Origin of the sequence: Mycobacterium sp. E3251, assembly GCF_001666835.1 — a bacterium.
Taxonomy (GTDB): Bacteria; Actinomycetota; Actinomycetes; order Mycobacteriales; family Mycobacteriaceae; genus Mycobacterium.
The window spans coordinates 92215-117611 of the sequence record NZ_LZJF01000201.1; the positions used below are offsets into that span (position 1 = coordinate 92215).

Annotated in this window: 23 protein-coding genes and 1 tRNA gene; 5 read left to right on the plus strand and 19 right to left on the minus strand. The window is 66.6% G+C overall.

Annotation, left to right across the window (positions count from 1 at the left end; translation table 11 throughout):
- Window positions 1–3 precede the first annotated feature (3 nt).
- The 17 genes from atpA to argS all read right to left on the minus strand — a co-directional run bounded on the left by atpA (window position 4) and on the right by argS (window position 18299).
- Entirely contained in the window at window positions 4–1680 is a 1677-nt protein-coding gene (atpA, locus tag A5697_RS26390; RefSeq protein ID WP_068012684.1) for a F0F1 ATP synthase subunit alpha, read from the minus strand.
- A gap of 58 nt (window positions 1681–1738) precedes the next feature.
- The gene (locus tag A5697_RS26395) at window positions 1739–3079 is read right to left on the minus strand and encodes a F0F1 ATP synthase subunit B/delta (protein WP_068012686.1); all 1341 of its coding nucleotides are present in this window, start codon (window positions 3077–3079) and stop codon (window positions 1739–1741) included.
- Window positions 3080–3085: 6 nt separating this feature from the next.
- On the minus strand, window positions 3086–3619 hold the full coding sequence (locus tag A5697_RS26400; protein ID WP_067951029.1) for a F0F1 ATP synthase subunit B: 534 nt from the start codon (window positions 3617–3619) through the stop codon (window positions 3086–3088).
- 9 nt (window positions 3620–3628) lie between these two features.
- Window positions 3629–3877, minus strand: coding sequence for a F0F1 ATP synthase subunit C (locus A5697_RS26405; RefSeq protein ID WP_024636915.1), 249 nt, complete (start codon window positions 3875–3877; stop codon window positions 3629–3631).
- An 84-nt stretch (window positions 3878–3961) separates the two neighbouring features.
- Complete coding sequence (gene atpB, locus A5697_RS26410; protein WP_067281249.1) at window positions 3962–4717, minus strand: F0F1 ATP synthase subunit A; 756 nt, start codon at window positions 4715–4717, stop codon at window positions 3962–3964.
- Window positions 4710–5204, minus strand: coding sequence for an ATP synthase subunit I (locus A5697_RS26415; protein WP_067951031.1), 495 nt, complete (start codon window positions 5202–5204; stop codon window positions 4710–4712). Before A5697_RS26415 ends, atpB begins: the two co-directional genes overlap by 8 nt.
- A gap of 218 nt (window positions 5205–5422) precedes the next feature.
- On the minus strand, window positions 5423–6640 hold the full coding sequence (locus tag A5697_RS26420; protein WP_156673462.1) for a glycosyltransferase family 4 protein: 1218 nt from the start codon (window positions 6638–6640) through the stop codon (window positions 5423–5425).
- A 28-nt stretch (window positions 6641–6668) separates the two neighbouring features.
- Complete coding sequence (locus tag A5697_RS26425) at window positions 6669–7328, minus strand: L-threonylcarbamoyladenylate synthase (RefSeq protein WP_068012688.1); 660 nt, start codon at window positions 7326–7328, stop codon at window positions 6669–6671.
- The gene (prmC, locus tag A5697_RS26430; protein WP_068012689.1) at window positions 7321–8172 is read right to left on the minus strand and encodes a peptide chain release factor N(5)-glutamine methyltransferase; all 852 of its coding nucleotides are present in this window, start codon (window positions 8170–8172) and stop codon (window positions 7321–7323) included. Before prmC ends, A5697_RS26425 begins: the two co-directional genes overlap by 8 nt.
- Window positions 8169–9242 (minus strand): peptide chain release factor 1, encoded by a 1074-nt coding sequence (prfA, locus tag A5697_RS26435; RefSeq protein ID WP_067951036.1) that lies wholly within the window; start codon window positions 9240–9242, stop codon window positions 8169–8171. Before prfA ends, prmC begins: the two co-directional genes overlap by 4 nt.
- A 100-nt stretch (window positions 9243–9342) precedes the next feature.
- The gene (gene rpmE / locus A5697_RS26440) at window positions 9343–9573 is read right to left on the minus strand and encodes a 50S ribosomal protein L31 (RefSeq protein WP_067951093.1); all 231 of its coding nucleotides are present in this window, start codon (window positions 9571–9573) and stop codon (window positions 9343–9345) included.
- 191 nt (window positions 9574–9764) lie between these two features.
- Window positions 9765–11597 (minus strand): transcription termination factor Rho, encoded by a 1833-nt coding sequence (gene rho, locus A5697_RS26445; protein WP_068012691.1) that lies wholly within the window; start codon window positions 11595–11597, stop codon window positions 9765–9767.
- A 267-nt stretch (window positions 11598–11864) separates the two neighbouring features.
- Window positions 11865–12800: a homoserine kinase gene (thrB, locus tag A5697_RS26450; RefSeq protein ID WP_067951039.1), complete on the minus strand. Its 936-nt coding sequence runs from the start codon at window positions 12798–12800 to the stop codon at window positions 11865–11867.
- Between the two features lie 23 nt (window positions 12801–12823).
- Window positions 12824–13906 (minus strand): threonine synthase, encoded by a 1083-nt coding sequence (gene thrC / locus A5697_RS26455; RefSeq protein ID WP_067951042.1) that lies wholly within the window; start codon window positions 13904–13906, stop codon window positions 12824–12826.
- Window positions 13903–15228 carry a homoserine dehydrogenase gene (locus tag A5697_RS26460; protein ID WP_068012692.1) on the minus strand — a complete coding sequence of 442 codons (1326 nt, stop codon included), beginning with the start codon at window positions 15226–15228 and terminating at the stop codon, window positions 13903–13905. The genes thrC and A5697_RS26460 overlap by 4 nt, the downstream gene beginning before the upstream one ends.
- Before the next feature lie 3 nt (window positions 15229–15231).
- Window positions 15232–16650: a diaminopimelate decarboxylase gene (gene lysA / locus A5697_RS26465; protein WP_068012694.1), complete on the minus strand. Its 1419-nt coding sequence runs from the start codon at window positions 16648–16650 to the stop codon at window positions 15232–15234.
- Complete coding sequence (gene argS, locus A5697_RS26470) at window positions 16647–18299, minus strand: arginine--tRNA ligase (protein ID WP_068012696.1); 1653 nt, start codon at window positions 18297–18299, stop codon at window positions 16647–16649. Before argS ends, lysA begins: the two co-directional genes overlap by 4 nt.
- 115 nt (window positions 18300–18414) lie before the next feature.
- Here argS and A5697_RS26475 point away from each other — a divergent pair.
- Window positions 18415–18487, plus strand: a tRNA-Arg gene (locus A5697_RS26475).
- 119 nt (window positions 18488–18606) lie between these two features.
- Here the strand turns inward: A5697_RS26475 and A5697_RS26480 are convergent.
- Window positions 18607–20373, minus strand: a complete 1767-nt coding sequence (locus A5697_RS26480; RefSeq protein ID WP_068012698.1) for a GNAT family N-acetyltransferase — start codon at window positions 20371–20373, stop codon at window positions 18607–18609.
- 90 nt (window positions 20374–20463) lie between these two features.
- On the opposite strand from A5697_RS26480, the gene A5697_RS26485 reads away from it, so the two are divergent.
- Window positions 20464–21243 (plus strand): alpha/beta fold hydrolase, encoded by a 780-nt coding sequence (locus A5697_RS26485; RefSeq protein ID WP_068012700.1) that lies wholly within the window; start codon window positions 20464–20466, stop codon window positions 21241–21243.
- 163 nt (window positions 21244–21406) lie between these two features.
- Here A5697_RS26485 and A5697_RS26490 read toward each other — a convergent pair whose 3' ends face one another.
- Window positions 21407–22831 carry an MFS transporter gene (locus tag A5697_RS26490; protein WP_068012701.1) on the minus strand — a complete coding sequence of 475 codons (1425 nt, stop codon included), beginning with the start codon at window positions 22829–22831 and terminating at the stop codon, window positions 21407–21409.
- Window positions 22832–23006: 175 nt separating this feature from the next.
- Between A5697_RS26490 and A5697_RS26495 the strand changes: the two genes are divergently transcribed.
- From A5697_RS26495 to A5697_RS26505, 3 genes are all read left to right on the plus strand, one after another.
- Window positions 23007–23750, plus strand: a complete 744-nt coding sequence (locus A5697_RS26495; RefSeq protein WP_082953608.1) for a GntR family transcriptional regulator — start codon at window positions 23007–23009, stop codon at window positions 23748–23750.
- Window positions 23751–23762: 12 nt separating this feature from the next.
- On the plus strand, window positions 23763–24476 hold the full coding sequence (locus tag A5697_RS26500) for a phosphonatase-like hydrolase (RefSeq protein ID WP_067951055.1): 714 nt from the start codon (window positions 23763–23765) through the stop codon (window positions 24474–24476).
- The coding region (locus tag A5697_RS26505) for an alcohol dehydrogenase catalytic domain-containing protein (protein WP_068012704.1) at window positions 24473–25397 on the plus strand (925 nt) is incomplete at its 3' end. The genes A5697_RS26500 and A5697_RS26505, both read left to right, overlap by 4 nt.

Below are 25397 nucleotides of genomic sequence, written 5' to 3' on the forward strand. Positions count from 1 at the left end.
TAGCTACTTCTTGTCCTTACCGCTCTTGGAGTCCTTCTTGTCCTTCGGCTTCTCCTTCTTGACCTGAACCGACTCCTTTTCGAGATCCTCCTCGTCCAAAGGCTCGACGTGCTCGTCGGGCACCACCGATCCACCGCCGGTGGCAGCGAAGCCCTTCTTGAAGTTGTTGATGATCTCGGTCAGCTGGTTCTCGCCCTCTTCGGAGAGCTTTCCGCTGTCGCGGACACCGGCCAGGAACTTCTCTTCCGACGCCCGCATGTGGTCCAGCAACTCGGTTTCGAAGCGCCTGACGTCTTCCACCGGCACGGAGTCCAGGTGACCGCCGGTGCCCAGGAAGATCGAAACCACCTGCTCCTCAACCGGCATGGGCTGGTATTGCGGTTGCTTGAGCAGCTCAACCAGCCGTTCACCGCGCTCCAGCTGCGCCTTGGACGTCGCGTCCAGGTCCGAAGCGAAGGCCGCGAACGACTCGAGTTCGCGGTACTGCGACAGGTCCAGACGCAGCGACCCGGCCACCTCTTTCATGGCCTTGATCTGCGCCGCACCGCCCACGCGGGACACCGACACACCAACGTTGATGGCCGGCCGCACACCCTGGTTGAACAGGTCGGACTCCAGGAAGCACTGGCCGTCGGTGATCGAGATGACGTTGGTCGGGATGTAGGCCGAGATGTCGTTCGCCTTGGTCTCGATGATCGGCAGACCGGTCAGCGAGCCACCCCCGAGGTCGTCGGAGAGCTTCGCGCAGCGTTCCAACAGCCGCGAGTGCAAGTAGAACACGTCACCGGGGTAGGCCTCGCGACCCGGCGGGCGGCGCAGCAGCAGCGAGATCGCGCGGTACGCCTCGGCCTGCTTGCTCAGGTCGTCGAAGACGATCAGCACATGCTTGCCGTCGTACATCCAGTGCTGGGCGATCGCCGAACCCGTGTACGGCGCAAGCCATTTGAAGCCGGCGGAGTCGGAAGCCGGGGCAGCGACGATGGTGGTGTAGTCCATCGCGCCACCCTCTTCGAGCGCCCGACGGACCGAGGCGATCGTGGTGCCCTTCTGGCCGATCGCCACATAGACGCAGCGGACCTGCTTCTTCTCGTCGCCGCTCTCCCAGTTCTCGCGCTGATTGAGGATGGTGTCGACGCAGACGGCGGTCTTGCCGGTCTTGCGGTCGCCGATGATCAGCTGCCGCTGACCACGACCGATCGGGGTCATCGCGTCGATGGCCTTGATGCCGGTCTGCAGCGGCTCGCTCACGCTTTGCCGCTGCACCACGGACGGCGCCTGGATCTCCAGCGCGCGGCGCGTGTCGGTGTCGATGTCTCCCCGGCCGTCGATGGGGTGGCCGAGCGGGTTGACGACGCGGCCCAGGAACGCGTCGCCGACGGGGACGGACAGGACCTCGCCGGTGCGCTTGACCTGTTGGCCCTCTTCGATTTTCTCGAAGTCACCCAAGATCACCGCGCCGACGCTGTGCTCGTCAAGGTTCAGCGCGACGCCCAGGACACCACCCGGGAACTCGAGCAGCTCCTGGGTCATGACGGAGGGCAGGCCTTCGACGTGCGCGATGCCGTCCCCGGCCTCGACGACGGTACCGACCTCTTCGCGGGAGGTGTCGGAGGTGAAAGAGCCTACATACTCCTCGATGGCGCTCTGGATGTCATCAGCGGAGATTGTCAACTCGGCCATGGCTTTTCGTCTTCCTACTTGATCTTCGTTCGCGTGTGGTTGTGGTAGGTGGTTGGTGTCAGTCCGGCAGTTGCGCCTTCGCTGCGGCGAGGCGAGAAGCGAGTGTCCCGTCAATCACTTCGTCTGCCACGGAGATGAGCAGACCGCCGAGCAGTTCGTCGGAGACCTGCAGCTGCACCGTCACCGGATGGCCGTAGATACGGCCGAGCACGTCGGTGAGGCGAGATCGTTGGGCGTCGCTGAGTTCGGCCGCCGCACTGACCCGCGCGACGATCTCGCCGCGGCGCGCCACCGCGACTTTCGCCAGGAACTGGAAGGCCTCCTCGGCGGACTCGCCCCTGAGCAGTTGGACGGTTTGGGTCAGCAGCGCCACGACGATCGGGTCGACCCGGGCGCTGGCACTGTCAAGAACCTTGCGAAGCAGGTCGATTCGGCCTTCAACCGGAACGCCGTAGTCGCCCAACAGGATCCCGAGCCGGGGCTGTGCGTCCAGGATGCGGGAGAACCGGAACAACTGGTCTTCCACGTCGTCGACCTTGTCCTCGCGTTCGGCGACCTCGAGCAAGGCCTGGCGCGAGATGTGCTCGATCGCGTCGCCCAAATCGGAGTTGGCCGACCAACGCTCCGAGACGGCCATCCGCAGAACGTCGAGCGTGGCATCGGCGACCTTGCCCGAGACCAGCCGCTCGATCAGCCGGATCCGGGGCGCCGCATCCTCGGCGGGCACGGTCAGGTACCGGGTGACAACGATCTCCCGGTCCAGCATTTCGGCGACCGAAACCAGCTCGGCGGACAGGCTGGAAAGCGCCTTATTGTCAAGGTTTTTGGCTATGTCGCTGAACCGCTCCGCCAGGCTGGCAACCGCCACCCGACTGGCGGAGCGCATCTTCGCCAGCAGCGGGTATTGGACCTCCGCGGGTGCCGGGGCCATCGCTTCGAGGTCGTCCAGGAAGCGATCGACGGTACCCGCTTGTTGCGCGGGGTCGGCGACGTAGTTACGCACCAGCTCGCCCGCCTGACGCACCGCCTCGTGACCGAGCTCCAGGCGAAGCTGGCGGCTCAGCTGGGTGCGCAGCAGGTCGGCCTGGCGGGCACCCTGCGCGGTGATGCGTTCGGACTCGACGCCGGCCTGGGTCCGGAACTGTTCGGCGATGCGGCCGGCGTCCGTCTCGGCTTCTTCGACGAGCCGCTCGGCTTCGGTCTTGGCGGATTCCACCGCATTGCTGTGCGCCGTGGTCGACTCGCTCAACCGATCTGCCGCTGCCGCAGAGTCTTTCAGCTGTTGGCGCACGGTCTCTTGGCGGGCGGCCATCAGACGGCGTACCGGCGGCACGACGTAACGCATGACCAAAAGCACGATGGCCGCGAAACCGATCAACTGCCCGATGAATGTCGACATACGCGATTACCGTCCAGATTTCCCGGTTGCCGATGTTGCCGCGGTGGCCGGGGCCACTTCGACGCCGAGGATCCGGCTGGCCAGCGTCGCCGACATGGCCGCCACGTTGGCGCGCAGATCCAGCTCCACGGCGTCTCTCTCCCGCTTGAGTTGCTCGGAGGCCATTTGCAACGTCGACATCACCTGTTGCTCGGCACTGGCGCGCGCGTCTTCGACCACCTTACGGCCCTCGGCGCGGGCATTGTCGCGCAGCGACGACGCCTTAACCCGCGCCTCCGTCAGGGCCTCTTCGTAGTCGGCCTTGGCGGCGTCGAACTGCTCGGCCGCCTTCTTGTTGTCGGCGGCCGTCTTGGCAACCATGGCGTCGCGTTCGCGCAACACCCGCATGACCGGCGGCACGACGAAGGTGCCGATGACGGCCAGCACAATCAAGAAGATGGCCAGCACGAAGAAGAAGGTGCCGTTGGGAACGAGGAAGTTGTTGCCTCCCTCTGCCACAACCTGGCTGGATGCCAGAACGCTCAGACTCGCGTCACCCATCACAGCGAACTAGGTGCCGACGGGTGTGGCGAAGACGAACAGCGCCATGAACGCCAGGTTGATGAAGTAGGCCGCCTCGACCAGACCGACGGTGATGAAGAACGGCGTGAACAGCCGGCCTTGCGCCTCGGGTTGCCGGGCGATGCCGGAGACCAGCGCGTTACCGGCGATACCGTCACCGATACCGGCGCCGATCGCGCCACCGCCCATGATGAGTCCACCGCCGATGAGCGCAGCGGCAGCGACTTGGGGGTCCAGAGCCATTCTTATCCTCCTTGATAGCTGGTAGCGGTCTACCAGGCCTCTGTAATGGTGTGTGGGACAAAGCGATTCATGGTGGACTCAGTCATGATGTTCCTCGATCTCCATGGCTTGGCTGAAGTAGAGGATGGTCAAGATCGAGAAGATGAACGCCTGGATCGCCCCGACGAACAGGTCGAAGGCCTTCCAGATCGCGTTGGGCGCCCACATGATGTACGGCGGGAAGAGCGCGATCAGCGCGACCAGGATGCCGCCGGCGAAGATGTTGCCGAAAAGTCGGAGCGACAACGAGATCGGCTTGGCGAGCTCTTCGACGAGGTTGATCGGGGCCAGGAACGCCACGTGACCCTTGAGCACGGCGAGCGGGTGGCCGACGATGCCGCGGCGCCAGATGCCCGCCACGTGATAGCAGACGAACACGAAGAGGGCCAGCGCCAGAACGTAGTTGATGTCCGCGGCCGCCGACTTCAGCAGTTCGGTGGTGTGCCCGGACTTGTCGGTGTACTGCAGCGGGAGCACCGACAGCCAGTTGGAGATCAGGATGAACACGAAGATGGTGACGGCCAGCGGCAACACGAACGGCGCGATCCGCATCCCGACCGCACTCTCGATCTGATCGCGCATCTGGACGGTGATGGCCTCCCAGAACAGCTGCACACCGCTGGGGACCCCGGTGGAAGTGATCTTCGCCCGCAGGAAGAAGGCGAGCGCCAGCACGATCACCGCGGCGATCGCGGTCGACAGGATTGTGTCGGTGTTGACCGTAAGCCCGAGCCATTTGGCCTGGTTGTGCTCACCAACTTCGATCGCGGCGGCCAGGAACGTCGTCTCAGTCATCGCTGCTGCCTCTTCCTTCCGTTCCTTCCGCTCCCGCCGTCAAGCCGCCTCCGTCCGCGGGATGGGCGTCCGCCCAGTCACCGGCACGCAGCTTCTTCCAGACCGGAAGCGCCGTCGATGCCACTAACAAGACCTGGAAAAGCGCCAGCCCGAACACGACACCCAAGCCGGCGGGCCGGAAAATGTAGGCGATGATCAGCCCGATGATCGTGATGATGGCAAGCCGGGTAGCAGAATTGAGCGCCATCGTGCTTTTCAGCGGGTGCTCTTTCGCGGTGATCGACGCGACCGAACGGCGCACCAGAAGGGCGTTGAGCAAACCGAGCAGCAGCCCGACGCCGAAGAAGACCCCGACCATCAGGTGACCGGTCAAGCCGGCGACGACGACTGCCACCGCAGTGACCGCAATGCTGAGGACGAACAGGCGGACCGGGCGGAAGGCAACAGAGGGAAACACCAACGGCGCGTCCTGCGCTGGTGTCGTCACTGCAGCACCTCAATCCCAAGTTGGTGAAGCGGGAGTCCCCCGACCGACTGATCGGTGGCCCGCCGAGCGTATCGCACGTCACAGTGGAATCACCCAAGGGGTATCTCCCGACGTGAATCCCCAGCCGACCCAATCGGATCTGCGTCCGATGGACCGGCATTCTGTGCGGCTTTTTGGGGTTCTACCTGCACCGTACCATATGGAGAACGCCACTACTACTAGCTGTCGTAGTCCTCGTCTGCGTACTCGTCCCGACGGCGCAGGAGTGGGATCGCCGTCGCGATGCCGGCGACCACGATCGCGCCCAGCATCACCGCGGCGGTATCGCGGGGATTGAAGAAGATCGTGCTGGCGGCGCCGAACGCGACGATGCCGACCCAGAGGTAGATCAGCAACACCACCCGGCGGTGCGAATGGCCGATCTGCAGCAACCGGTGGTGCAGGTGCATCTTGTCGGGGCTGAACGCGCTGCGGCCCGCGCGGGTGCGACGCACGATCGCCAGCAGCAAATCGAGCATCGGCACGAACATGACGGCGACCACCAGCAGGAACGGCGACAGCAGCGCGAACACGTCGCGCGCACCGTAGGCGTTTTGCGAGACGGGGCCGGCGGCGGTGGTGGAGGCCGCGGCGAGCATCAAGCCGATCAGCATCGACCCCGAGTCGCCCATGAAGATCTTGGCGCGGTGGAAGTTGTGCGGCAGGAAGCCCAGACAAGCCCCCGCGAGCACGACGGAGATCACGGCGGGCGGATAGAAGAGGACATCGCCGCCATGATCACGCAGCAGGCCGACCGAGAACATGCAGATCGCCAGCGCGGTGATCAGTCCGAGCCCCGCGGCCAGTCCGTCGAGTCCGTCGACGAAGTTCATCGCGTTGACGATGGACACCGTGAGCGCCAGCGTGAGCAGGATCGACGAGGCTTGGTCCAGCACGATGGTGCCGACACCGCCGATCGGGATGTAGAGGACGCTCCAGGCCACGCCCATGGTGACCAGCACGCTGGCGGCGGTGATCTGGCCGGCGAACTTCGTCAGAGCGTCGAGCCCCCAACGATCGTCGATGAGGCCGATGCCCATGATCACCGCGCCGGCCACCAGCACCGCCGGCATACCCGTCGAATAGACGAACCCGCGGGTGAGCGCCGGAAGCTGGGACGCCAGGAAGACCGCCGAAAGGACGCCGAGGAACATCGCCAATCCGCCCATGCGGGGGGTCGGGGTCACGTGTACGTCACGTTCCCGCGGATAGGCAACCGCACCCAGCCGGGTGGCGAGCACGCGCACGGGACCGGTGGCGAAGTACGTGATGATGGCCGCGGTCAGTCCAACGAGTGCAAGCTCGCGCAGCGGGACACCGGTGCCGCGGTCGGCCAGGGCGAGCAAACCACTGGCAAGGTCGGTTACGTCGCTGGACACGTCGAGACCGTACTGCACCAACCTGGCAACCAGAGAACCGCTCGGGTTAGGCCTGGGCGGTCAGGCTTTCGGGGTCCACGCCGAGCACTTCCGCGATCCGTTCGGCGCTCACCGGGCCGGGCCGCAGGATCCGCGCGGCGGGACCGGTGAGGTCGACGATCGTGGAGGCGGCCTGCTGCTCGGCCGTCCCCGCGTCGAGATAGACGTCGACGAGATCGCCGAGCTGACTACGGGCCTCGCCGGCATCCACCGCGGGCGGACGGCCGGACACGTTCGCGCTGGACACCGCCATGGGCCCGACTTCGCGCAACAGCTCGATGGCGACCGGGTGCAGCGGCATCCGCAGCATCACGGTGCCGCGTGCATCGCCGAGGTCCCACTGCAGCGACGGCGCCTGCGTCACCACCAGGCTCAAAGCGCCCGGCCAGAATGCGCGGATCAGGTCGCGCGCCCCGTCCGGCATGGTGTAGACGAGACCCTCGATGGTGTGCCACGAGCCGACCAGCACGCCGACCGGCATATCGCGTCCCCGCCCCTTCGCCGACAGCAGGGCGGCCACGGCGGCGCTGTTGAAAGCGTCGGCGCCGATGCCGTAGACGGTGTCGGTCGGCATGACGACCAATCGGCCACCCTTTAGCGCCCCTGCCGCCGAGGCGATTCCGCGCGAACGTTGGTCGGGATCGGAGCAGTCGAAGACTTCAGTCATCAGCGCCGCTCCTTCTGCGGGCGGTGACGAACCTCGACCGGCCGGCCAGGTCATGACGGGCCGTGACGTCGTCGAAAAGCCCTGTCTCACAGATCAACTCGATGGTCTGCCGGGACGTCGTGTCGTCATGTTCGACGGCAAAGATGCCGCCCGGGCGAAGCCAGCGTCCGGCCAGGCGGACGATGGGGCCGATCACCGCCATCCCGTCGGGGCCGCCGAACACCGCATGACGTGGATCGTGTTGGGCGACTTCGGGTCCCACCGCCGCCGCGTCGGGAACGTAGGGCGGATTGGCCACCACCAAGTCGACTCCGCCGTCCAGTTCGGGAAGCAGTCCACGGGCTGTGACGTCAGCCCGCAGGAGTTCGACCGGGGTGCCCGCCGCGTTGCGACGCGCGTACTCGAGGGCCGTCCCGGAGTCATCGATGCCGATGATCCGCGCCGTGGGGTGGTGCTGGGCCAGCGCCACCGCCAATGCGCCTGAACCGGTGCACAGATCGACGATGACGGGCCGGGTGGGGAGGCGCTGTTCGGTCACCCACGCCAAGAGGGCCTCGGTTTCCGGGCGCGGGATGAAGACGCCGGGGCCGACGTGCAACATCAGCGGTCCGAACGCGGCTGCGCCGGTGAGATGCTGCAGGGGCACCCGCCGGGAGCGTGCGGCCACGACATCGCGGTAACGACCGAGGAAGTCGTCGCCGGGCGAGTCGAGCAAGGCCAGCCGGCCGCGCTCGGTGCCGGTCAGGTGCGCGGCGAGCTCCTCGGCGTCCCAGCGGGCGGAATCGATTCCCGCTTCGGCGAGCGTCGCCGTAGCGGAGTCGATCGCGCGCCGCAACGTACTCATGCCTGTTGCAACCGGGATTGCCTGTCGGCGGCACCCAACGCGTCGAACATCGCGTCCAGGTCCCCGTCGAGTACTTGATCGAGATTGTGTGCCTTGTAACCGATTCGGTGGTCGGTGATCCGGTTCTCCGGGAAGTTGTAGGTGCGAATGCGTTCGCTGCGGTCGACGGTCCGGATCTGGCTGGCCCGGTCGGCCGACGCGTCGGCCAGCGCCTGCTCTTCGGCCAAAGCCTGCAGGCGGGCGGCCAGCACCTGCAACGCCCGCGTCTTGTTCTGCAGCTGTGAGCGTTCGTTCTGGCACGTGACCACGATGCCGGTGGGCAGGTGCGTGATTCGCACCGCGGAGTCGGTGGTGTTCACCCCCTGCCCGCCCTTGCCGGACGAGCGGTACACGTCGATGCGCAGATCCGACTCGTCGATCTGCACCTCGCCCACTTCTTCTGGCTCGGGATAGACCAATACGCCCGCCGCCGAAGTGTGTACGCGGCCTTGGGATTCCGTCACGGGGACGCGCTGCACGCGGTGCACCCCGCCCTCGAACTTCATGCGCGACCACACTCCGTCGGCGGAGTCGCCCTTGCTGGCGATACTGAGCGTCGCGTCCTTATAGCCACCAAGGTCCGACGTCGTCTCGTCCAGCACGGTCACGTTCCAGCCGTGCCGCTCGGCGTAGCGGATGTACATCCTGGCCAGATCCGCCGCGAACAAAGCCGATTCCTCGCCGCCCTCGCCGGATTTGACCTCGAGGACGATGTCGTCGGCGTCATGCGGGTCGCGCGGGGCCAGCATGTCGGTGAGTTGGGTGTCCAGCTCGGCGACCCGTGATTCCAGTTCGGGCACCTCGTTGGCGAACGACTCGTCGTCGGCGGCCAACTCGCGCGCCGCCTCCAGGTCACCGCGCGCCGACTCCAACTTGCGATACGTCGCGACGATCGGAGCCAATCGGGCGAACCGGCGGCCGGCTTTGCGCGCCTCGGCGGGATTGCTGTGCAGGTCGGGATCCGCCAGCCGTTGTTCGAGCTCGGCGTGTTCGGCCAGCAGCACATCAATGGTCTGCACCGGCTGCGTCACATCTCACCTCCTGCCCGTTCAGCCCCGCGTTCTCATTTGCCGTAAACGCAAACCGACGCCCGGCCTGTGCTCTCGCACAGTTCGGGCGTCGGCAACGCAGCTATTTGTCGGTGTTGTCCGCACCCTTGCGCTTGCCGTACCGCTTCTCGAAGCGCGCCACACGGCCACCGCTGTCCAGAATCTTCTGCTTGCCGGTGTAGAACGGGTGGCACTGCGAGCACACCTCGACGACGATGTTGCCGCCCGGCTTCGTGCTGCGGGTCTGGAACGTGTTTCCGCACCCGCAGTGCACGGTGGTCTCCGCGTAAGCGGGATGAATGTCAGATTTCATGCTGTCCTCTTCGATCTTGTCGAGCACCGATTATGCCGGGTCAACCGCTGTTCTCCCAAACAACGGGGTACCCGTCGGCATTCCCGGCGCCTGGGTTGCCGCGAGACATAAACCATGGCGGGGTTTGCCGGCGTGTCGTCTGCGTGGTTTAAGTGTCGCGGTGACGACACGCCGTAGAACGCGCCCCGCGGTCAGTCGTTGTCCATCGATCCCGGTGTCGTCTTGGATACCTGCACCAGGAACTCGTAGTTGTTCTTGGTCTTGCGCAGCTGCGACATCAGCAGGTCGATGGCCTGGTGAGAGTCCAGACCCGACAGCACGCGGCGCAGCTTGTGCACGATCGCGAACTCGTCCGGCGAGAGCAGCAGCTCGTCCTTGCGGGTACCGGAGGGGTTCACGTCGACCGCCGGGAAGACCCGTCGTTCGGAGATCTTGCGGTCCAGCTTGAGCTCGGCGTTACCGGTGCCCTTGAACTCCTCGAAGATGACGGTGTCACCGGTGGACCCGGTCTCGACCATTGCCGTGGCAATGATCGTCAGCGATCCGCCTTCCTCGATGTTTCGTGCGGCACCCAGGAAACGCTTGGGCGGGTACAGCGCGGTCGAGTCGACACCACCGGACAGGATCCGGCCCGACGCGGGCGACGCGTTGTTGTAGGCGCGGCCCAGACGGGTGATCGAGTCGAGTAGCACCACCACGTCTTTGCCCTGCTCAACGAGCCGCTTGGCGCGCTCGATGGCCAGTTCGGCGACGGAGGTGTGGTCCGACGGCGGCCGGTCGAAGGTCGAGGCGATGACCTCACCCTTGACGGAACGCGTCATGTCGGTGACCTCCTCGGGGCGCTCATCGACGAGCACGACCATGAGGTGGCATTCCGGGTTGTTCCTGGTGATCGCGTTGGCGATGTCCTGCAGGATGGTCGTCTTACCGGCCTTCGGCGGCGAAACGATCAGGGCGCGCTGGCCCTTACCGATCGGCATGATCAGGTCGATGACCCGGGTGGTCAGCCGGTCCGGGGTGGTTTCCAGGCGAAGCCGCTGGTTCGGGTAGAGCGGCGTCAGCTTGGAGAAATCGGGGCGCTTTTTCGCGTCCTCGACCGGCCCGCCGTTGACACTGTCCAGGCGGACCAGCGGGTTGAACTTCTGACGCTGGTTGGGCTGTTCGCCGTCCTTCGGCACGCGGACCGCGCCGGTCACCGCGTCGCCGCGGCGCAGGCCGTTCTTGCGCACCATGTTCATGGACACGTAGACGTCGTGCGGACCGGCCAGGTAACCGGAGGTGCGGACGAACGCGTAATTGTCGAGAACGTCAAGGATTCCGGCGACCGGCTGCACGACGTCGTCCTCGCGCAGTTCGGTGTCGCCGCCCTCGCCGGACCGCTCACCGCGACGCCTGCGATCGCGGAAGCGGCGACCACGCCTGCCTCCACGACCCTCGCCGTCGTCGTCCTGCTGGTTCGAGCCGCCACGAGGCTGCTGGCCGCCCGAGCCCTGCTGATCACCGCTTTGCTCGCTGCCGGAGTCCTGGCCGCGCTCGTCGCTCTGGTTGTCGCGCTTGCCGCCCTGGCGGGTGTGGTCCTCGCCGGTCGCATTGCCCTCGCGGTTGCGTGAGCGCTCGCCATCCGCTTCGTCGGCGGTGCGGGCTGATCCCGGCTCGCGGGAGGCGCTGCGCCGTTCGCGGCGGGGCGCCTCGGTTGTCGAACCGTTCTGGTGGTCCTCGCCGGAAGGCGCTTCGGCGCCGGCGGCCTCGGACTTGGCGCCGTCCTCGGGGGTGGCAGGGGCGGAAGTCCCGTTGGACTGTCCCCTGGTTTCCTTTATGGCGGCGATGAGTTCGTTCTTGCGCATGCCCGACGTTCCCTTGACGCCGACCTCGTTAGCCAACGCGCGCAATTCGGGAAGCACCATGGTCGACAGCGAGCCAACCGTGGCTTTGGTTTTGACATCGGGTGTGTCTGGGGTCACAGCGCTCGGCACCTCGTTGCTTTCGGTGCTCGCGTCAGCCGTGAACAGGTCCGTATCGGTCACGGATTTCCTTTCTTCCCCCGCTGATCAGGTCATCCGGGGGGTTCGTTGCATTCAGCCAAATCGCCGAGTGCGCCCAAATATCGACTCTGCAACGGTGATCGCCTTAATCGGCGGAGTAAGCGGCGAACCTCGTCCACGAGAAGAATTGGTGTTGTCCTAGCGGCAAGGCAGTATGTATGCAGATGCAGATGCTGCGATTGCTGGACGGGTCCGAGGATAGCCCGCATCCTGCCTGGAAGCAAGCAAACCCTCCGGCCACGCTGTGGATCAACCAGGGACTGTGACTCCCGGGCTCCAGCGAACTCCTTCGCCGGCGGTCATCTCAGTGAGGGCAAATCCGTTCGCGGCCCCGTACTCCAGCACTTCCGTGGGTAACTCCTGCGCAATGCTCAGCGCAATCAGCGCCGGACCGGCCCCCGAAAGTGTCGCTGCCACGTTATGACGCCGCAACAGTCGCAAATATTCCGCGGAGGCCGGCATCGCGGGAGCGCGCTGCGGTTGATGGAGCACATCCTCGGTGGCCGGCATGAGCATGTCCGGACGTTCGCTCAACGCCACCACCAGCAAGGCGGCGCGGCTGACGTTGAACCGGGCGTCCTCGTGACTCACCTGGGCGGGCAATAACACCCGGGTCTCCGCGGTCAACGAGCGCTCCTGGGGTATCGCGCAGTACAGCCGGATGTCCGGGTGGAGGCGCACGGGCACCGCGGAATACCGGGGACGGTCACCGGAGCGGTCGATCCAGGAGACCACCGCACCACCCAGCACGGCCGCCGCGGCGTTGTCGGGGTGGCCCTCGAACTCAGAGGACAGCTGGATCAGCTGGGCATCGCTCAGCGGTTTCCAATCCGTCTGCGCCACAAGACCATTGGCCGCAGCCAGGCCTCCGACCACGGCCGCCGCGGAAGAGCCCAGACCGCGGGAGTGCGGAATGGCATTGCGGCAGCGGACCACCAGGCCCGGGGCGTGGACGCCCACGGCGCGCAGTCCGCATTCCACGGCGCGCACCACCAGGTGTTCGGGGCCCCGCGGCACCTGTTCGGCACCCTCCCCTTCGACCAGCACGACCAGGCCGGAATCCGTTGTCTCCACGACGATCTCATCGCAGAGGCTCAGCGCCAAACCGATGCTGTCGAAACCGGGACCGAGGTTGGCACTGGACGCCGACACCACGGCGCTCGCTACCAGCCCGGCGGGCAGCATCTGGCTCACCGACAGGTTCTCATTCAGGAGAGCCCCAGCTTCTCGACGACGAGCACCGGATCAACCGGCAGCGGGGAGACGGTCGGCATGTCCTTCAGCGCCGTGTCGGGGTCCTTGAGGCCATTGCCGGTCACCGTACACACCACGGTCGATCCGCGCGCGACCCAACCGTCGTCAACGGCCTTGAGCAGACCCGCGATGCTGGCCGCCGAGGCGGGCTCGACGAAGACGCCTTCACTTTCGGCCACCAGGTGATACGCCGCGAGGATCTCCTCGTCGGTGGCGGCCAGAAACCGTCCGTTGGACTGCTGCTGCGCGTTGACCGCGGCCGCCCACGAGGCGGGCGCGCCGATCCGTATCGCGGTCGCGATCGTCTCGGGGTTGCTGACCGGGGCGCCGTGTACTAGTGGCGCGGCGCCGGCCGCCTGGGTGCCCAGCATCCGGGGCAGCTTGTCGATCACGCCGTCCTGGTGGTACTCGGTGTAGCCCTTCCAGTACGCGGTGATGTTGCCCGCGTTGCCCACCGGAAGAGCGTGCACGTCCGGCGCGGCACCCAGCGCGTCGACGATCTCGAACGCCGCCGTCTTCTGGCCCTCGATGCGGACCGGGTTGACGGAGTTGACCAACGCGATCGTCGGGAAGTCGGCGGCCATTTTGCGAGCCAGTTCCAGGCAGTCGTCGAAGTTGCCGTCGATCTGAATGATCTTGGCGCCGTGCATGACCGCCTGCGCCAGCTTGCCCATCGCGATCTTGCCCTGCGGGATGAGCACCGCGCAGGTGATGCCCGCCCGTGCGGCGTATGCCGCCGCCGACGCCGAGGTATTGCCGGTCGAGGCGCACAACACGGCCTGTTGGCCCCGCGCCAGTGCGTCGGTGACCGCCATGGTCATGCCCCGGTCCTTGAACGAGCCGGTCGGGTTGAGGCCCTCGACCTTGAGGTGGACCGTGCAGCCGGTCTTTTCCGAGAGACGAGTTGCCGCGATCAGCGGGGTGCCGCCCTCGAGCAGGGTGACCGGGGTCCAGTCGTCGCCGACCGGCAGCCGGTCGCGGTACGCCGCGATCAGTCCGGGCCACGGTTGGTGCACGGCGGTATGCGGGACGCTCATGAACCGGTCTCTTCCAATCGCAGCACACTGGTAACGCCTTGCACGACATCCAAATCCGCCAGCGCATCGACGGTTTCGGAGAGCGCGGCGTCGGTGGCGCTGTGGGTGACCACCACGACACGGGCGCCCACCCGTCGCCCGCCCTCGTCGGACACGCCCTCCTGCCGGACCTCGGCGATGCTCACCTCGCGCTTGGCGAATTCGGCTGCCACCGTGGACAACACTCCGGGCTTGTCGGCGACGTTCATGCTGACGTAGTAGCGGGTGTTGATGAAACCCATTGGGGCGATGGGAAGCTGGGCGTACTTGGATTCTTTCGGCCCGCGGCTGCCCAGCACCCGGTTGCGGGCGGCCATCACCAAGTCACCGGTGACCGCGGATGCGGTGGGTGCGCCACCGGCGCCCTGCCCGTAGAACATCAGCCGACCGGCCGCCTTGGCCTCGACCACCACGGCGTTGAACGCCCCGTTGACGGTGGCCAACGGGTGCGACAACGGCACCAGCGCCGGGTAGACGCGGGCCGAGACCCGTTCCTGTCCATCGTCGCCCGGGATGCGCTCGCAGATGGACAGCAGCTTGATGGTGCAGCCCAGCGACCGCGCGGAGACGAAGTCGGCCGGGGTGATTTTGGTGATGCCCTCGCGATAGACGTCGTCGGCGGTGACTCGGGTGTGAAAGGCGATCGATGCCAGGATCGCGGCTTTGGCCGCGGCGTCGTAGCCTTCGACGTCGGCCGTGGGATCGGCCTCGGCGTAGCCCAGCGCGCTCGCCTCGGCCAGCGCGGTCTGGTAGTCGGCGCCGGTGCTGTCCATTGCGGACAGGATGTAGTTGGTGGTGCCGTTGACGATGCCGGCGACCCGCAGCACGGTGTCACCCGCCAGCGACTGGGTAAGCGGGCGGATGACCGGGATCGCACCGGCAACCGCCGCCTCGAAATACAGGTCGACGTGGGCGTTTTCGGCGGCCTGCGCCAATTCCCCGGTGGAGGTCGCCAGCAGCGCCTTGTTCGCCGTGACGACGGATTTGCCGTGCTCGAGCGCGCGCAGGATGGCCTTGCGGGCAGGTTCGACCGGCCCCATCAGCTCCAAGACGATGTCGACGTCCTCGCGGGAGACGAGTTCCTCGATGTTGTCGGTGAGCAACTCGATCGGGACACCGCGGTCGGCGGCGACCCGCCGCACTCCGACGCCGCGCAACACCAGCGGCGCGCCCACCCGAGCCGCGAGGTCGTCGGCGCTGTCCTCGATGATGCGGACAACTTCGCTTCCGACGTTGCCGAACCCGAGTACCGCTACGCCGACCGGCTTTTCGTCACTGGGCACAGTTCACCTCACTTCCAGACTCAATAGATCGTCAACCGTCTCGCGGCGCAGGATCAGGCGGGACCGCCCCGCGCGTACCGCCACCACCGCCGGCCGGCAGATCATGTTGTAGCGGCTCGACAGCGAATAGCAGTACGCGCCGGTCGCCGCGACCCCGAGCAGGTCACCGGGCCGAAGGTCGTCGGGCACCCACGCGTCGCGCACCACGATGTCACCGGTCTCGCAATGCTTTCCGACGATCCGCGCCAGCGTCGCCGGTGCGTCGCTGTCGCGCGAGACGAGCCGTGCGTCGTACTGCGCGTCATAGAGCGCGGTGCGAATGTTGTCGCTCATCCCGCCGTCGACGCTGACATAACGGCGTTGGGCTGTGCTGCTCACGTCGACGTCCTTGACGGTGCCCACCTCATACAGGGTGATGGTTCCGGGCCCGGCGATGGCACGTCCGGGCTCCACCACCAGCCTCGGGGTGGGCAGCCCCACGGCCGCCGACTCGTTGCCGACGATGGCCGTCAGCTTGGCCGCCAGTTCGGCCACCGGCGGCGGGTCGTCGGTTCCCAGGTATGAAATCCCCAGTCCCCCACCGAGATCTACGGTCGAAATCTGCCCCGTCTTGTCGACGCCGAATTCGCCGACGATTTGCTGCAGCAATCCGATGACGCGATGCGCGGCGACCTCGAAACCGTCGACGTCAAAGATCTGGGAGCCGATGTGGCTGTGCAGGCCCACCAGTCGCAGGTGGTCGGTGGCGAACACCCGGCGCACCGCGGCCATCGCCGCGCCGCTGGCCACCGACAGTCCGAACTTCTGGTCTTCGTGTGCCGTGGAGATGAACTCGTGCGTGTGCGCCTCGACCCCGACCGTGAGCCGGACGTAGACATCCTGGACGACGCCGGCCTCCCCCGCGATGGCATCGAGGCGCTCGATTTCGGTCATCGAGTCCAGCACGATCTGCCCGACACCCACTTTGACCGCCGCGGTCAGCTCCGCGACGGATTTGTTGTTGCCGTGGAAGGTGATCCGCTCTGGCGGGAAGTCGGCGTGCAGCGCGACCGCGAGCTCGCCGCCTGTGGACACGTCGAGCGAGAGGCCTTCCTCATCAACCCAGCGCGCGATCTCGCTGCACAGGAAGGCCTTCGCCGCGTAGCAGACGTTGCGCCCACCGCCGAAGGCCGTCGCCAGCTCGCGGCAGCGGGAACGGAAGTCGTCCTCGTCGACGACGAACAGCGGGGTGCCGTACTCCTGGGCGAGCTGGGTCACCGGGATTCCGGCGAGGCTCGCCACACCCGTGTCGTCGCGAATGATGTTGCGCGGCCACACATTCGGCGCGAGCCGCAGCAGCTCGTCGGGGGATTGCGGTCGCGGCGGGCTGTTGGGGGGTCGGGTCTCTTCGGCGTGCCGCGGACCGGCCGGGTGTACGTTCACATTCGCTCCGGAGCGGTGACGCCCAGGATCGTCAGCCCGTTGGCGATGACCTGGCGGGTGGCCTCGCACAGCGCCAGGCGCGCGGTGTGCAGGTCGGTGGGTTGTTCGTCGCCCTGGGGGAGAACACGGCACGAGTCGTAGAACCGGTGGTAGTCGCCGGCCAGGTCTTCCAGGTAGCGGCAGACCCGGTGCGGTTCCCGCAGGGACGCAGCCGTTTCCAGCACGCGGGGGAATTCGCCGATGCTACGCAACAGCGTCCCCTCCTTGTCGTGGCTGAGCAGCTCGAGGTGACCGGTGTCGGGCACCAGGCCGAGTTCGGCGGCGTTGCGGGCCAGCGCCGACAGCCGGGCATGCGCGTATTGCACGTAGTAGACCGGGTTTTCGTTCGAGGCCGACGACCACAGCGCCAGGTCAATGTCGATCGGGGTGTCGACCGAGGAGCGGATGAGGCTGTAGCGCGCCGCGTCGACGCCGATCGCCTCGACCAGGTCGTCGAGCGTGATGACCGTTCCGGCCCGCTTGCTCATCCGGACCGGCGCGCCGTCGCGGACCAGGTTGACCATCTGCCCGATCAGGACCTCGACGGTCGCCGGGTCATCACCGAACGCGGCGGCTACGGCCTTGAGCCGGGCGATGTATCCGTGGTGGTCGGCGCCGAGCATGTAGATGCACAGGTCGAAGCCGCGCTGCCGCTTGTCCAGGTAATAGGCGATGTCACCGGCGATGTAGGCGGGCTTGCCGTCGCTCTTGATCACGACGCGGTCTTTGTCGTCACCAAAAGCGCTGGTGCGCAACCAGCTTGCGCCGTCTTTCTCGTAGATGTTGCCCGTCTCACGCAACCGGGCGATGGCCTGGTCGACCCGGCCGCTGGTGTGCATCGAGTCTTCGTGGGTGTAGACGTCGAAGTCGGTGCCGAACTCGTGCAACGACTCCTTGATGTGGGTGAACATCAGGTCGACGCCGATTGCGCGGAACGTCTCGCGCATGTCGGGGTCGGGCAGGTTCAGCGCGTCGGGCGCCTTCTGCAGCACCTGCGCGGCGATGTCGTTGATGTAGGCGCCGGCATAGCCGTCCTCGGGCGTCGATTCGCCCTTGGCGGCGGCGATCAGCGAGCTGGCGAACCGGTCGATCTGGGCGCCGTGGTCGTTGAAGTAGTACTCGCGCTCGACATCGGCGCCCTGGGTGGCCAGCAGCCGTCCCAAGGCATCGCCGACGGCGGCCCAGCGGGTGCCGCCGATGTGGATGGGTCCGGTGGGGTTGGCCGAGACAAACTCCAGGTTGATCTTGTGGCCGCCCTGCGCGTCGGAGTGGCCGAAGGTGTCGCCGGCGTCGAGGACGGCGTTGACGATCTTGGCCTGCGCCGACGTCTCGAGGCGCAGGTTGATGAATCCGGGCCCGGCCACCTCCGCCGAGGCGACGCCGTCGGCCTGTGCGAGCGCCTCGGCCAGCCATCCAGCCAGTTCACGGGGGTTGGCGCCGACCTTCTTGCCCAGCTGCAGCGCCAGGTTGCTGGCGTAGTCGCCGTGCTCGGGATTACGGGGCCGCTCCACGGTGACCGTCGCCGGCAACGCGGCAGCATCCAGCCCGCGCTCGGCCAGCACCGCGGAGGCGGTGGACTTGAGCAGCTCAGCGAGGTCAGCGGGGGTCACGAGCGTCCATCCTATTGGCTGAGGTGCCCGCGCCCCGAATCCATTGCGGTGACGAAGCGGCCACCAACATGCGCTAGTCTGGCGGGGCCCAATGGCGCAACACCGAAGTCGTAGCGCCCCCGTAGCTCAGGGGATAGAGCGTCTGCCTCCGGAGCAGAAGGCCGCAGGTTCGAATCCTGCCGGGGGCACTCATGTTCTTGCAGGTCAGACGGTATCCGTTAGTCAGCTCGGCTGATGAAAACGCCGTTTCGGGCCTCAGTGTCACTGGCGTCGTGCAGCCGCGTCGGTCGCACACCGGCCACTTTGCTTAGATGGTGCGTTTCAGCCCTACGTGCGCGGCGTGGTACCCGAGCCGGCCATAGAACGCCCGAGCCCTTTCGCGAGCCTCGTCTGTGGTCACCTGCGCCAGCCGTGCCCCGTGGGCTCGGCCGTAGTTGTGTGCCCACTCGACGAGTGCGGTACCAAGACCCTGTGCGCGTTCGGCTTTGGCGACCCGTAATCCCTCGATCTGCAGCCGGGTGGAGCCGCCGCGGGACAGGCCGGGAATGATCGTCAATTGCGCGGTCGCGACGACCATGTCGGAACTGTTCAGGACGACTCCGAGATAGTTGGATCGGTTGCGAACGACGATGTCGTAGGCCGCCTCGTAGCGTTCGAGTTCGGCGTCTTCGCGATCCTGACCGAATTCGTCGTCGGAGAGCAGCTGGGCGATCACCCCCACGTCTTCGCGCGTCGCGCGCTGCACACGATATGTGCGGCCCCCTACCCGCAGCAGTCCTCGAACCGAGGACTGGGCCAGTGCCTGTAGGCGCGCCACCAACAGGTCCAGCCACGCCCCCACGTTGGTTCGTGCCTCCGCGGTATCCGGGTAGCGGCATCGCAGATGTAGCCCGGACTCGTCCTGGATGAACCAGAGCATGACGCCGTCGGTGTCAACGCTCGCGCTCACATACTGGGCGTCGAGTCCGACCGAGTCGATGCGCACCGGAAGTCTGCTTTGGTCCAGCCAGGAAATCGCGAACATGCCGGGCGCGATGGGCATTCCACCCCACGGAGCCAGTACGTCGGCCAGTGGCCAGGAACCAAGCTGCACGGCCTCTTTGACGGCGGCGGCCGCGGCGTGCGGCTCGGCAACCGCCGACTCCAGGACCGAATTGGTGATGAACCAGCCCACCGAGTCGTGCCATTTGTCTTCAAATCGGCTGTGCACGGGGAAGACCGCGCGCAGCGGCACCCCGGCCAACTCGCGGGTCACCGCAGTCATGGCGACCACAGCGAGTGCCAGCGTCGAGACACCGTCTTCGCGTGCCTGCGCCGCGAACGCGGCGCCGTCATCGACATCGAACACGTCACGCACCTCAACGCGTTCCGGATGCGGCCCCGACCCACCCAACGGCAGCGGGAACCGTGGCATCACTCCACCGCTGTCGCTGATGATTTGTGCCCATCGCGCGCGCACGCTGTCCGGTGCGGCGGGAAGGTCCAGCAGTGCTTGCGTGTGCACGACAAATGCGGGCGGCGGCTGCAGCAACGACGTACGTCCGATCCGCGCGTCGGCGAGCATCGACAACAGGTCCCGGGCGATCACCAGCATCGACCACATGTCCACGTGGGCGTGGTCGGCAGCGATCACCACCGTCGATCCGGCGGCAGTCTCCAACACACACAATCGATGTGAGGGCCGCTCATAGGGCGAGCACGTCGCATTGAGAACTACTCGCAGTGCGTCGTTGACCGCCTGGCCCGGGCTGATCTCATGCTCTACCCACTTGCCTGGGTGAATATCGATCTCGTTCAGCTGCGGATCGCCGTCCACCCCAGGTGTGAATGCCGTTCGTAAGGTGCCGTGGCGGGCGATCACAGCCAGCCACGCATCGGCCAACGATTGGCGGCTGACCCCCGCCGGCAACCGAATGGACAGAGCCATCCAGGAGCCGGGTCGCGCGCCCGCGCCAACGTGTATGCGCTGGTCGAAAGACACCGGGAGCTGCCGGCCGAGGTCAGACACCGACACGTCGTAGCCCCAGAGTCGTCCAAAGGGCAGCCGCAGGTGCGCCACGTTCGTCAGCCGCATGGCGGTACCCTAACGCCCCAGTTAGCCTGAGTGCTCGGTCTGCGCGGTCGGCTCCGGGGCGAGCCGACCGGTCATGAGAAGAGTTGCGTGATGTCCACTTTCGTGGTTCCCGGAGCAGAGCTTGCGGTTGAACTGAGCGACGAAGGTGGTCATCCGGTAGTTCAGCTGCACGGGCTTACCTCCAGCCGCGCGCGTGACCGGGTGCTCAATCTCGACCTCGGCAGGGGCCTCAGCGGGACCCGACTGCTGCGGTACGACGCACGCGGCCATGGCAAGTCGACTGGGCGCAAGGTCCCGGAGGATTACCGATGGGAAAGCCTTGCCGAGGATCTTCTGCAGCTGCTCGACAAGTGGTTTCCCGGCGAACGGGTGCACGGAGTCGGCCCGTCCATGGGTACCGGCACGCTGCTGCACGCGGCTGCCCGCGAGCCGGACCGCTTCGCCGGCCTCACGCTCATGGTGCCGGCCACCGCGTGGGAAACCCGGCCCGCGCAGGCGGCGATCTACCGGGTTGCGGCCGAAGTTATCGAAACCGAGGGAGTCGGGGCATTCATCGCGTCGGCGCGTGGGGCGATTCCGCCGCCGGCCACGGTCGGCGCGCCCGAAACAGTTCCCGATGTGGCCGACGCGCTGCTGCCGTCACTGTTTCGGGGCGCGGCTCTCAGCGACCTGCCCGCTCGCGAAGCGGTCGCACGAATCGATGTGCCGACGAAGATTCTGGCCTGGGTCGGCGACCCGGCCCATCCGATGTCGACAGCGGAATCGCTTGCCGCACTGATGCCGCGGTCAACGCTCACCGTGGCGCACACCCCGGCCGATGTCGAGACCTGGCCCCAGATCCTGAGCCAAGACGTCGCCCGCAGAGGCTGACTTGTGCGCGGACGCCACGTCGGCTTGTGCCTGGTCCGCGTCGGCGTCTTGCATGGTGTAGGTGCCCCAGCGGCGCTGAAGCATCCGGATCCCGCCGGGGGCACTTCGGAGAAGCTGCGCTGACGTGCGGTTATGGACAACCTTCGCGTGGCAGGTACTGCGCTTAAACCAGTCTTCCGGCGCGTTGACGCGCGGGAGCTGTCGCAACAGTCGTGAGTTTCAGGTCTTCACTGACCTCGTCGAGCGCACGGCCGCGTGGTTCCGGGAGCAAGAGTGTCGTCGCGATCGCCGCGACGTAGCAGCCGAACGCAAACAGCGTCACTGCCCGTAATCCCGAAGACGCCAGGATAAGCGGCACCACGAGCGCTCCCCCGAATGCGCCGACCTTGGCGACACCCGACGACAGGCCGTGCAGGCTGCTGCGGACGGCAGTCGGGTACGACTCGGCGGCCAGCAGCATGGTGGTGTAGTTCGGACCGAACGCGATGCCGAACAACGAGAGACCGAAGACAATCCCGAAGGGCAGGACGGCGGTGCTCAGGCTGGGCACCATGGTGATCAGCAGCATGGCCAATCCACACAACCCGAAGCCGATGATTTGGAGTCGACGCCGCGGCCATCGGTCGAGAACGAAGAGTCCGGCGACGGCGCCGACCAGGCTGAAGCAGACGACGAGCACGGCGTTCAGCGCGATGTTGGACAGCGTGGAACCGTGCGGGCTGATGGTCTTGATCAGCAGCGGCTGACTCACCGAGTTGCCGTACACCGCGACGTTGAAGAAGAACCAGCTTCCGGCGGTGCCCAGCAGGGTGATGAGCACCTTGCGATTCGTCAACGCCAACCGCAGCCCACTGACCGAAACCTTAGAAACCGTTGCTGCACTGAATGTTTGGTTGCCCGCCTCGGCGAACTTCTCGAAGTCCTGGCGCGCCTGACGCTCGTCACCATGCTCGGCCGTCCAACGGGGCGACTCCGGCATGTGGCGGCGCTGGTAGAGAACCAGCATCGACGGCAGTACACCCAACCCGAGGATCAGTCGCCAGGCCAGGTCGTTGTCGACACCGACCGCGAGGACCAGCAGGCTCACGAGGTAGGCGCAGACCTGGCCGAACACATAAAACAGGAACGTCATGCCGACGAGTTGGCCACGGTTTCGCGCATTGGCGTACTCGGTAATGATGACGCCGCTGGCCGGGTAGTCACCGCCGATGCCCACGCCGAGGATCAGTCGGCCGACCAACAACACCGTGAAGTTCGGGGCGAACGCCGACACCAGGGCCCCGATGATCATCAGCACGGCTTCGAGCCCGTACACGCGCCGGCGGCCGAAGAGGTCGCCGAGCCGGCCGAATACCATCGCGCCCACCGCGACCGCGAGAAGCGTCGAGCTGGTCAGCATCGAGATCTGACCGCTGCCGAGGTGGAACTGCGGTGCGGCCAGTAGCGTCACCGAGCCAATGACGTTGAGGTCATAGGAGTCGGTGAAGAAACCCGCCCCGGCTGTCGCCGCTGCCTTGAAGTGGAACACGCCGAGTTTCGCGTCGTCGATGGACTTCCCGACGCTCTCGTTGCTGGCGACGTCAGTCATTGGGGCTCCGATTCCAAGGGCGCCGACTTGTCATTACAAGAACCCTCCGACAGAGGTTCAGCAGCTGTCAACACCGGAACGTACTGGGCCGCAAATGTTCAGATTCTCTTAACCAACAGAATGATTCAAAAGTTAGCCTGGGTGAAGCCCTCGGCCACACATGTATAGTCAAGTCGTGGCAACGGCACTGCACGAGGTCATCGCCGACAGCCTGAGGGAACAGATCCGCCTCGGTGAATTGGTCGTGGGCGCCCCGCTGCCCTCGGAGTCTCGGCTGTGCGAACAGTGGAACGCGTCGCGCGGACCGGTGCGCCAAGCACTGGCCACCCTGCGCGCCGAGGGTGTCATCGCCGGCGGGCGCGGCAAACCGCCGGTGGTCTGCTCCACCGCGACCGGACAGCCCTTCGACACCCTGCTGTCGTATTCGGCTTGGGCGCACTCGATCGGCCGTACGCCCGGGCAGCGGACCCTGGAATTGGCGCTGCGGCGGGCCGACCAGCACGCCGCCTCGGTGCTGCACGTCGACGTCGATGCGCCGGTCGTCGAGGTGTTGCGGCTGCGCTACCTCGACGACGAGCCCGCGATGCTCGAGCGCGCCGTATTCGTCGAGCACGTCGGTCGGCGCCTGTTCGACTTCGACTGCGATTCGGGATCCCTTTGGGCATACCTGCTTTCACAGGGTGTGCAGTTCGCCCGGGCGTCCCATGTGATCGACGCGGTGGCCGCCGACGCGCTGGACGCGCAGCACCTCGGTGTGCCCGAGGGAGTTCCGTTGCTGCGTCAGGAGCGAACAACGCGAAGCCCGGTCGGCGAGGTCCTCGAATACCACGACGACCGATACCTGCCAGGGCTGGTCAGTTTCACCCTCGAAAACACCATGGACGCGCGCTGCGCCCTGACGCGCAACGCCAAGCCCTAAGGAGTCGAGCACATGACGATCTTCCCGCCCGAGGTTGTGGTTCTGGACATGGCGGGCACCACGATCGACGACGGTCAGCAGGTCTACCGCGTGCTCGCCGAGACCGCGAGCGCCCACGGGGCATCGCCGTCGGAGGCCGACATCGCCCGCTGGCACGGTGCCTCGAAACACGAAGCGCTGCGCGAACTACTCACCTCCCGCTCCGGCACGCCCCCGAGCGTGGGAGAACTGGAAGTGGTGGTCGCCGATTTTCATGCCCGGCTCAGCACCGCCTACGCCGCCGATCACCCGCCGCACCCGCTGCCGGGGGTCGTTGAGGCTCTGTCCACCTTGCGCGAGCGTGGTGTGAAGGTCGCGCTGACAACGGGATTCGACCGAGTCATCGTCGAATCGCTGCTATCGGCGCTGGGCTGGATGGGCGACGCGGTGGCGGACACCGTCGTCTGCGGCAGCGATGTGGCCGCCGGCCGCCCCGCGCCCTACATGATCTTTCGGGCCATGGAACGGCTGGGTGTGACCGATGTGGCGCGCGTCCTGGTCGCCGGAGACACTCCCCGCGACCTCGAAGCCGGGACCAACTCCGGTGCCGCGATGGTGGTGGGCGTCCTCTCGGGAGCCAGTGACGCCGACGAACTCGGCGCCCACCGGCACACCCACCTGCTGCCTTCGGTGGCCGACCTGCCCGGCCTGCTCGGCGTGCGCCCGGTGGCGGTGAGCGCTCCATGACCAGCGCGACCCTCGACCGGCGAATCGACACCACCGCCGCGGCAGTATGGCGCGGCGGTGACCGGATCGCCGTCGAGCGCGTGGCGGTGCCGCCATTGGGCCCGTCCGACGTGCTCGTCCGGGTGCGCCTGGCCACCGTGTGCGGCAGCGACCGGCACACCGTCAGCGGCCATCGTGTACAACCGTGCCCGTCGATCCTCGGCCACGAGGCCGTCGGTGAGGTCGTTGAAGTCGGCCAGGCAGGCAGGCGCGACGTCGACGGTCATGATCTGCACCCCGGCCAACGCGTCATCTGGTCGATCACGCTGCCCTGCCAAACCTGTGACCGGTGCCGCGCCGGGGTAACCGCCAAATGCCGCACTGTCCGCAAGGCCGGGCACGAGGCGCTCGACTCGGACTGGGCGTTGTCCGGCTCCTATGCCGAATATGTCTTCCTGCCAAGCAATTTGGCGATCGCGGTCGTTGACTACGAGCTCAGTGACGCCGTCGCCGCTCCCGCCGCCTGCGCGACGGCCACGGTCATGGCGGTGATCGACCGCGCGGGGCCGCTGACTGGCAGGCACGTCATCGTCGTAGGGGTCGGCATGCTCGGACTCACCGCTGTCGCGGCTGCGGCCTCGGCCGGCGCCTCGGCGGTCACGGCGGTCGATCCCAGCACCGAACGAAGGCAGCTGGCAAGGCAATTCGGCGCTACCGACGAGGCGGCATCGGCACACGACGTGGAAAGCTGCGACGTCTTGTTGGAGTTCTCCGGCTCATCGGCGGCCTTGCAGACCGGATTGGCCGCGCTGGATGGCCAGGGCGTCGCCGTCCTCGCCGGTTCCGTCGCCCCTAATGGCGCCATCGCGCTCGACCCCGAGCAAGTCGTCCGCCGGCAGCTGTCGATCTTCGGCGTGCACAATTACGAGCCGCGGCACCTCA

Bases quoted from the DNA above. Each gene is read 5' to 3' on its own strand.
- A5697_RS26490 (WP_068012701.1), bottom strand. From the start codon at position 22,831: ATGACTGACGTCGCCAGCAACGAGAGCGTCGGGAAGTCCATCGACGAC.
- A5697_RS26395 (WP_068012686.1), bottom strand. From the start codon at position 3,079: ATGTCGACATTCATCGGGCAGTTGATCGGTTTCGCGGCCATCGTGCTT.
- atpA (WP_068012684.1), bottom strand. From the start codon at position 1,680: ATGGCCGAGTTGACAATCTCCGCTGATGACATCCAGAGCGCCATCGAG.
- prmC (WP_068012689.1), bottom strand. From the start codon at position 8,172: ATGAGTACGTTGCGGCGCGCGATCGACTCCGCTACGGCGACGCTCGCC.
- A5697_RS26485 (WP_068012700.1), top strand. From the start codon at position 20,464: ATGTCCACTTTCGTGGTTCCCGGAGCAGAGCTTGCGGTTGAACTGAGC.
- A5697_RS26400 (WP_067951029.1), bottom strand. From the start codon at position 3,619: ATGGGTGACGCGAGTCTGAGCGTTCTGGCATCCAGCCAGGTTGTGGCA.
- rpmE (WP_067951093.1), bottom strand. From the start codon at position 9,573: ATGAAATCTGACATTCATCCCGCTTACGCGGAGACCACCGTGCACTGC.
- A5697_RS26500 (WP_067951055.1), top strand. From the start codon at position 23,763: ATGACGATCTTCCCGCCCGAGGTTGTGGTTCTGGACATGGCGGGCACC.
- A5697_RS26425 (WP_068012688.1), bottom strand. From the start codon at position 7,328: ATGACTGAAGTCTTCGACTGCTCCGATCCCGACCAACGTTCGCGCGGA.
- A5697_RS26480 (WP_068012698.1), bottom strand. From the start codon at position 20,373: ATGCGGCTGACGAACGTGGCGCACCTGCGGCTGCCCTTTGGACGACTC.
- thrC (WP_067951042.1), bottom strand. From the start codon at position 13,906: ATGAGCGTCCCGCATACCGCCGTGCACCAACCGTGGCCCGGACTGATC.
- atpB (WP_067281249.1), bottom strand. From the start codon at position 4,717: ATGACTGAGACGACGTTCCTGGCCGCCGCGATCGAAGTTGGTGAGCAC.
- thrB (WP_067951039.1), bottom strand. From the start codon at position 12,800: ATGCTGCCCGCCGGGCTGGTAGCGAGCGCCGTGGTGTCGGCGTCCAGT.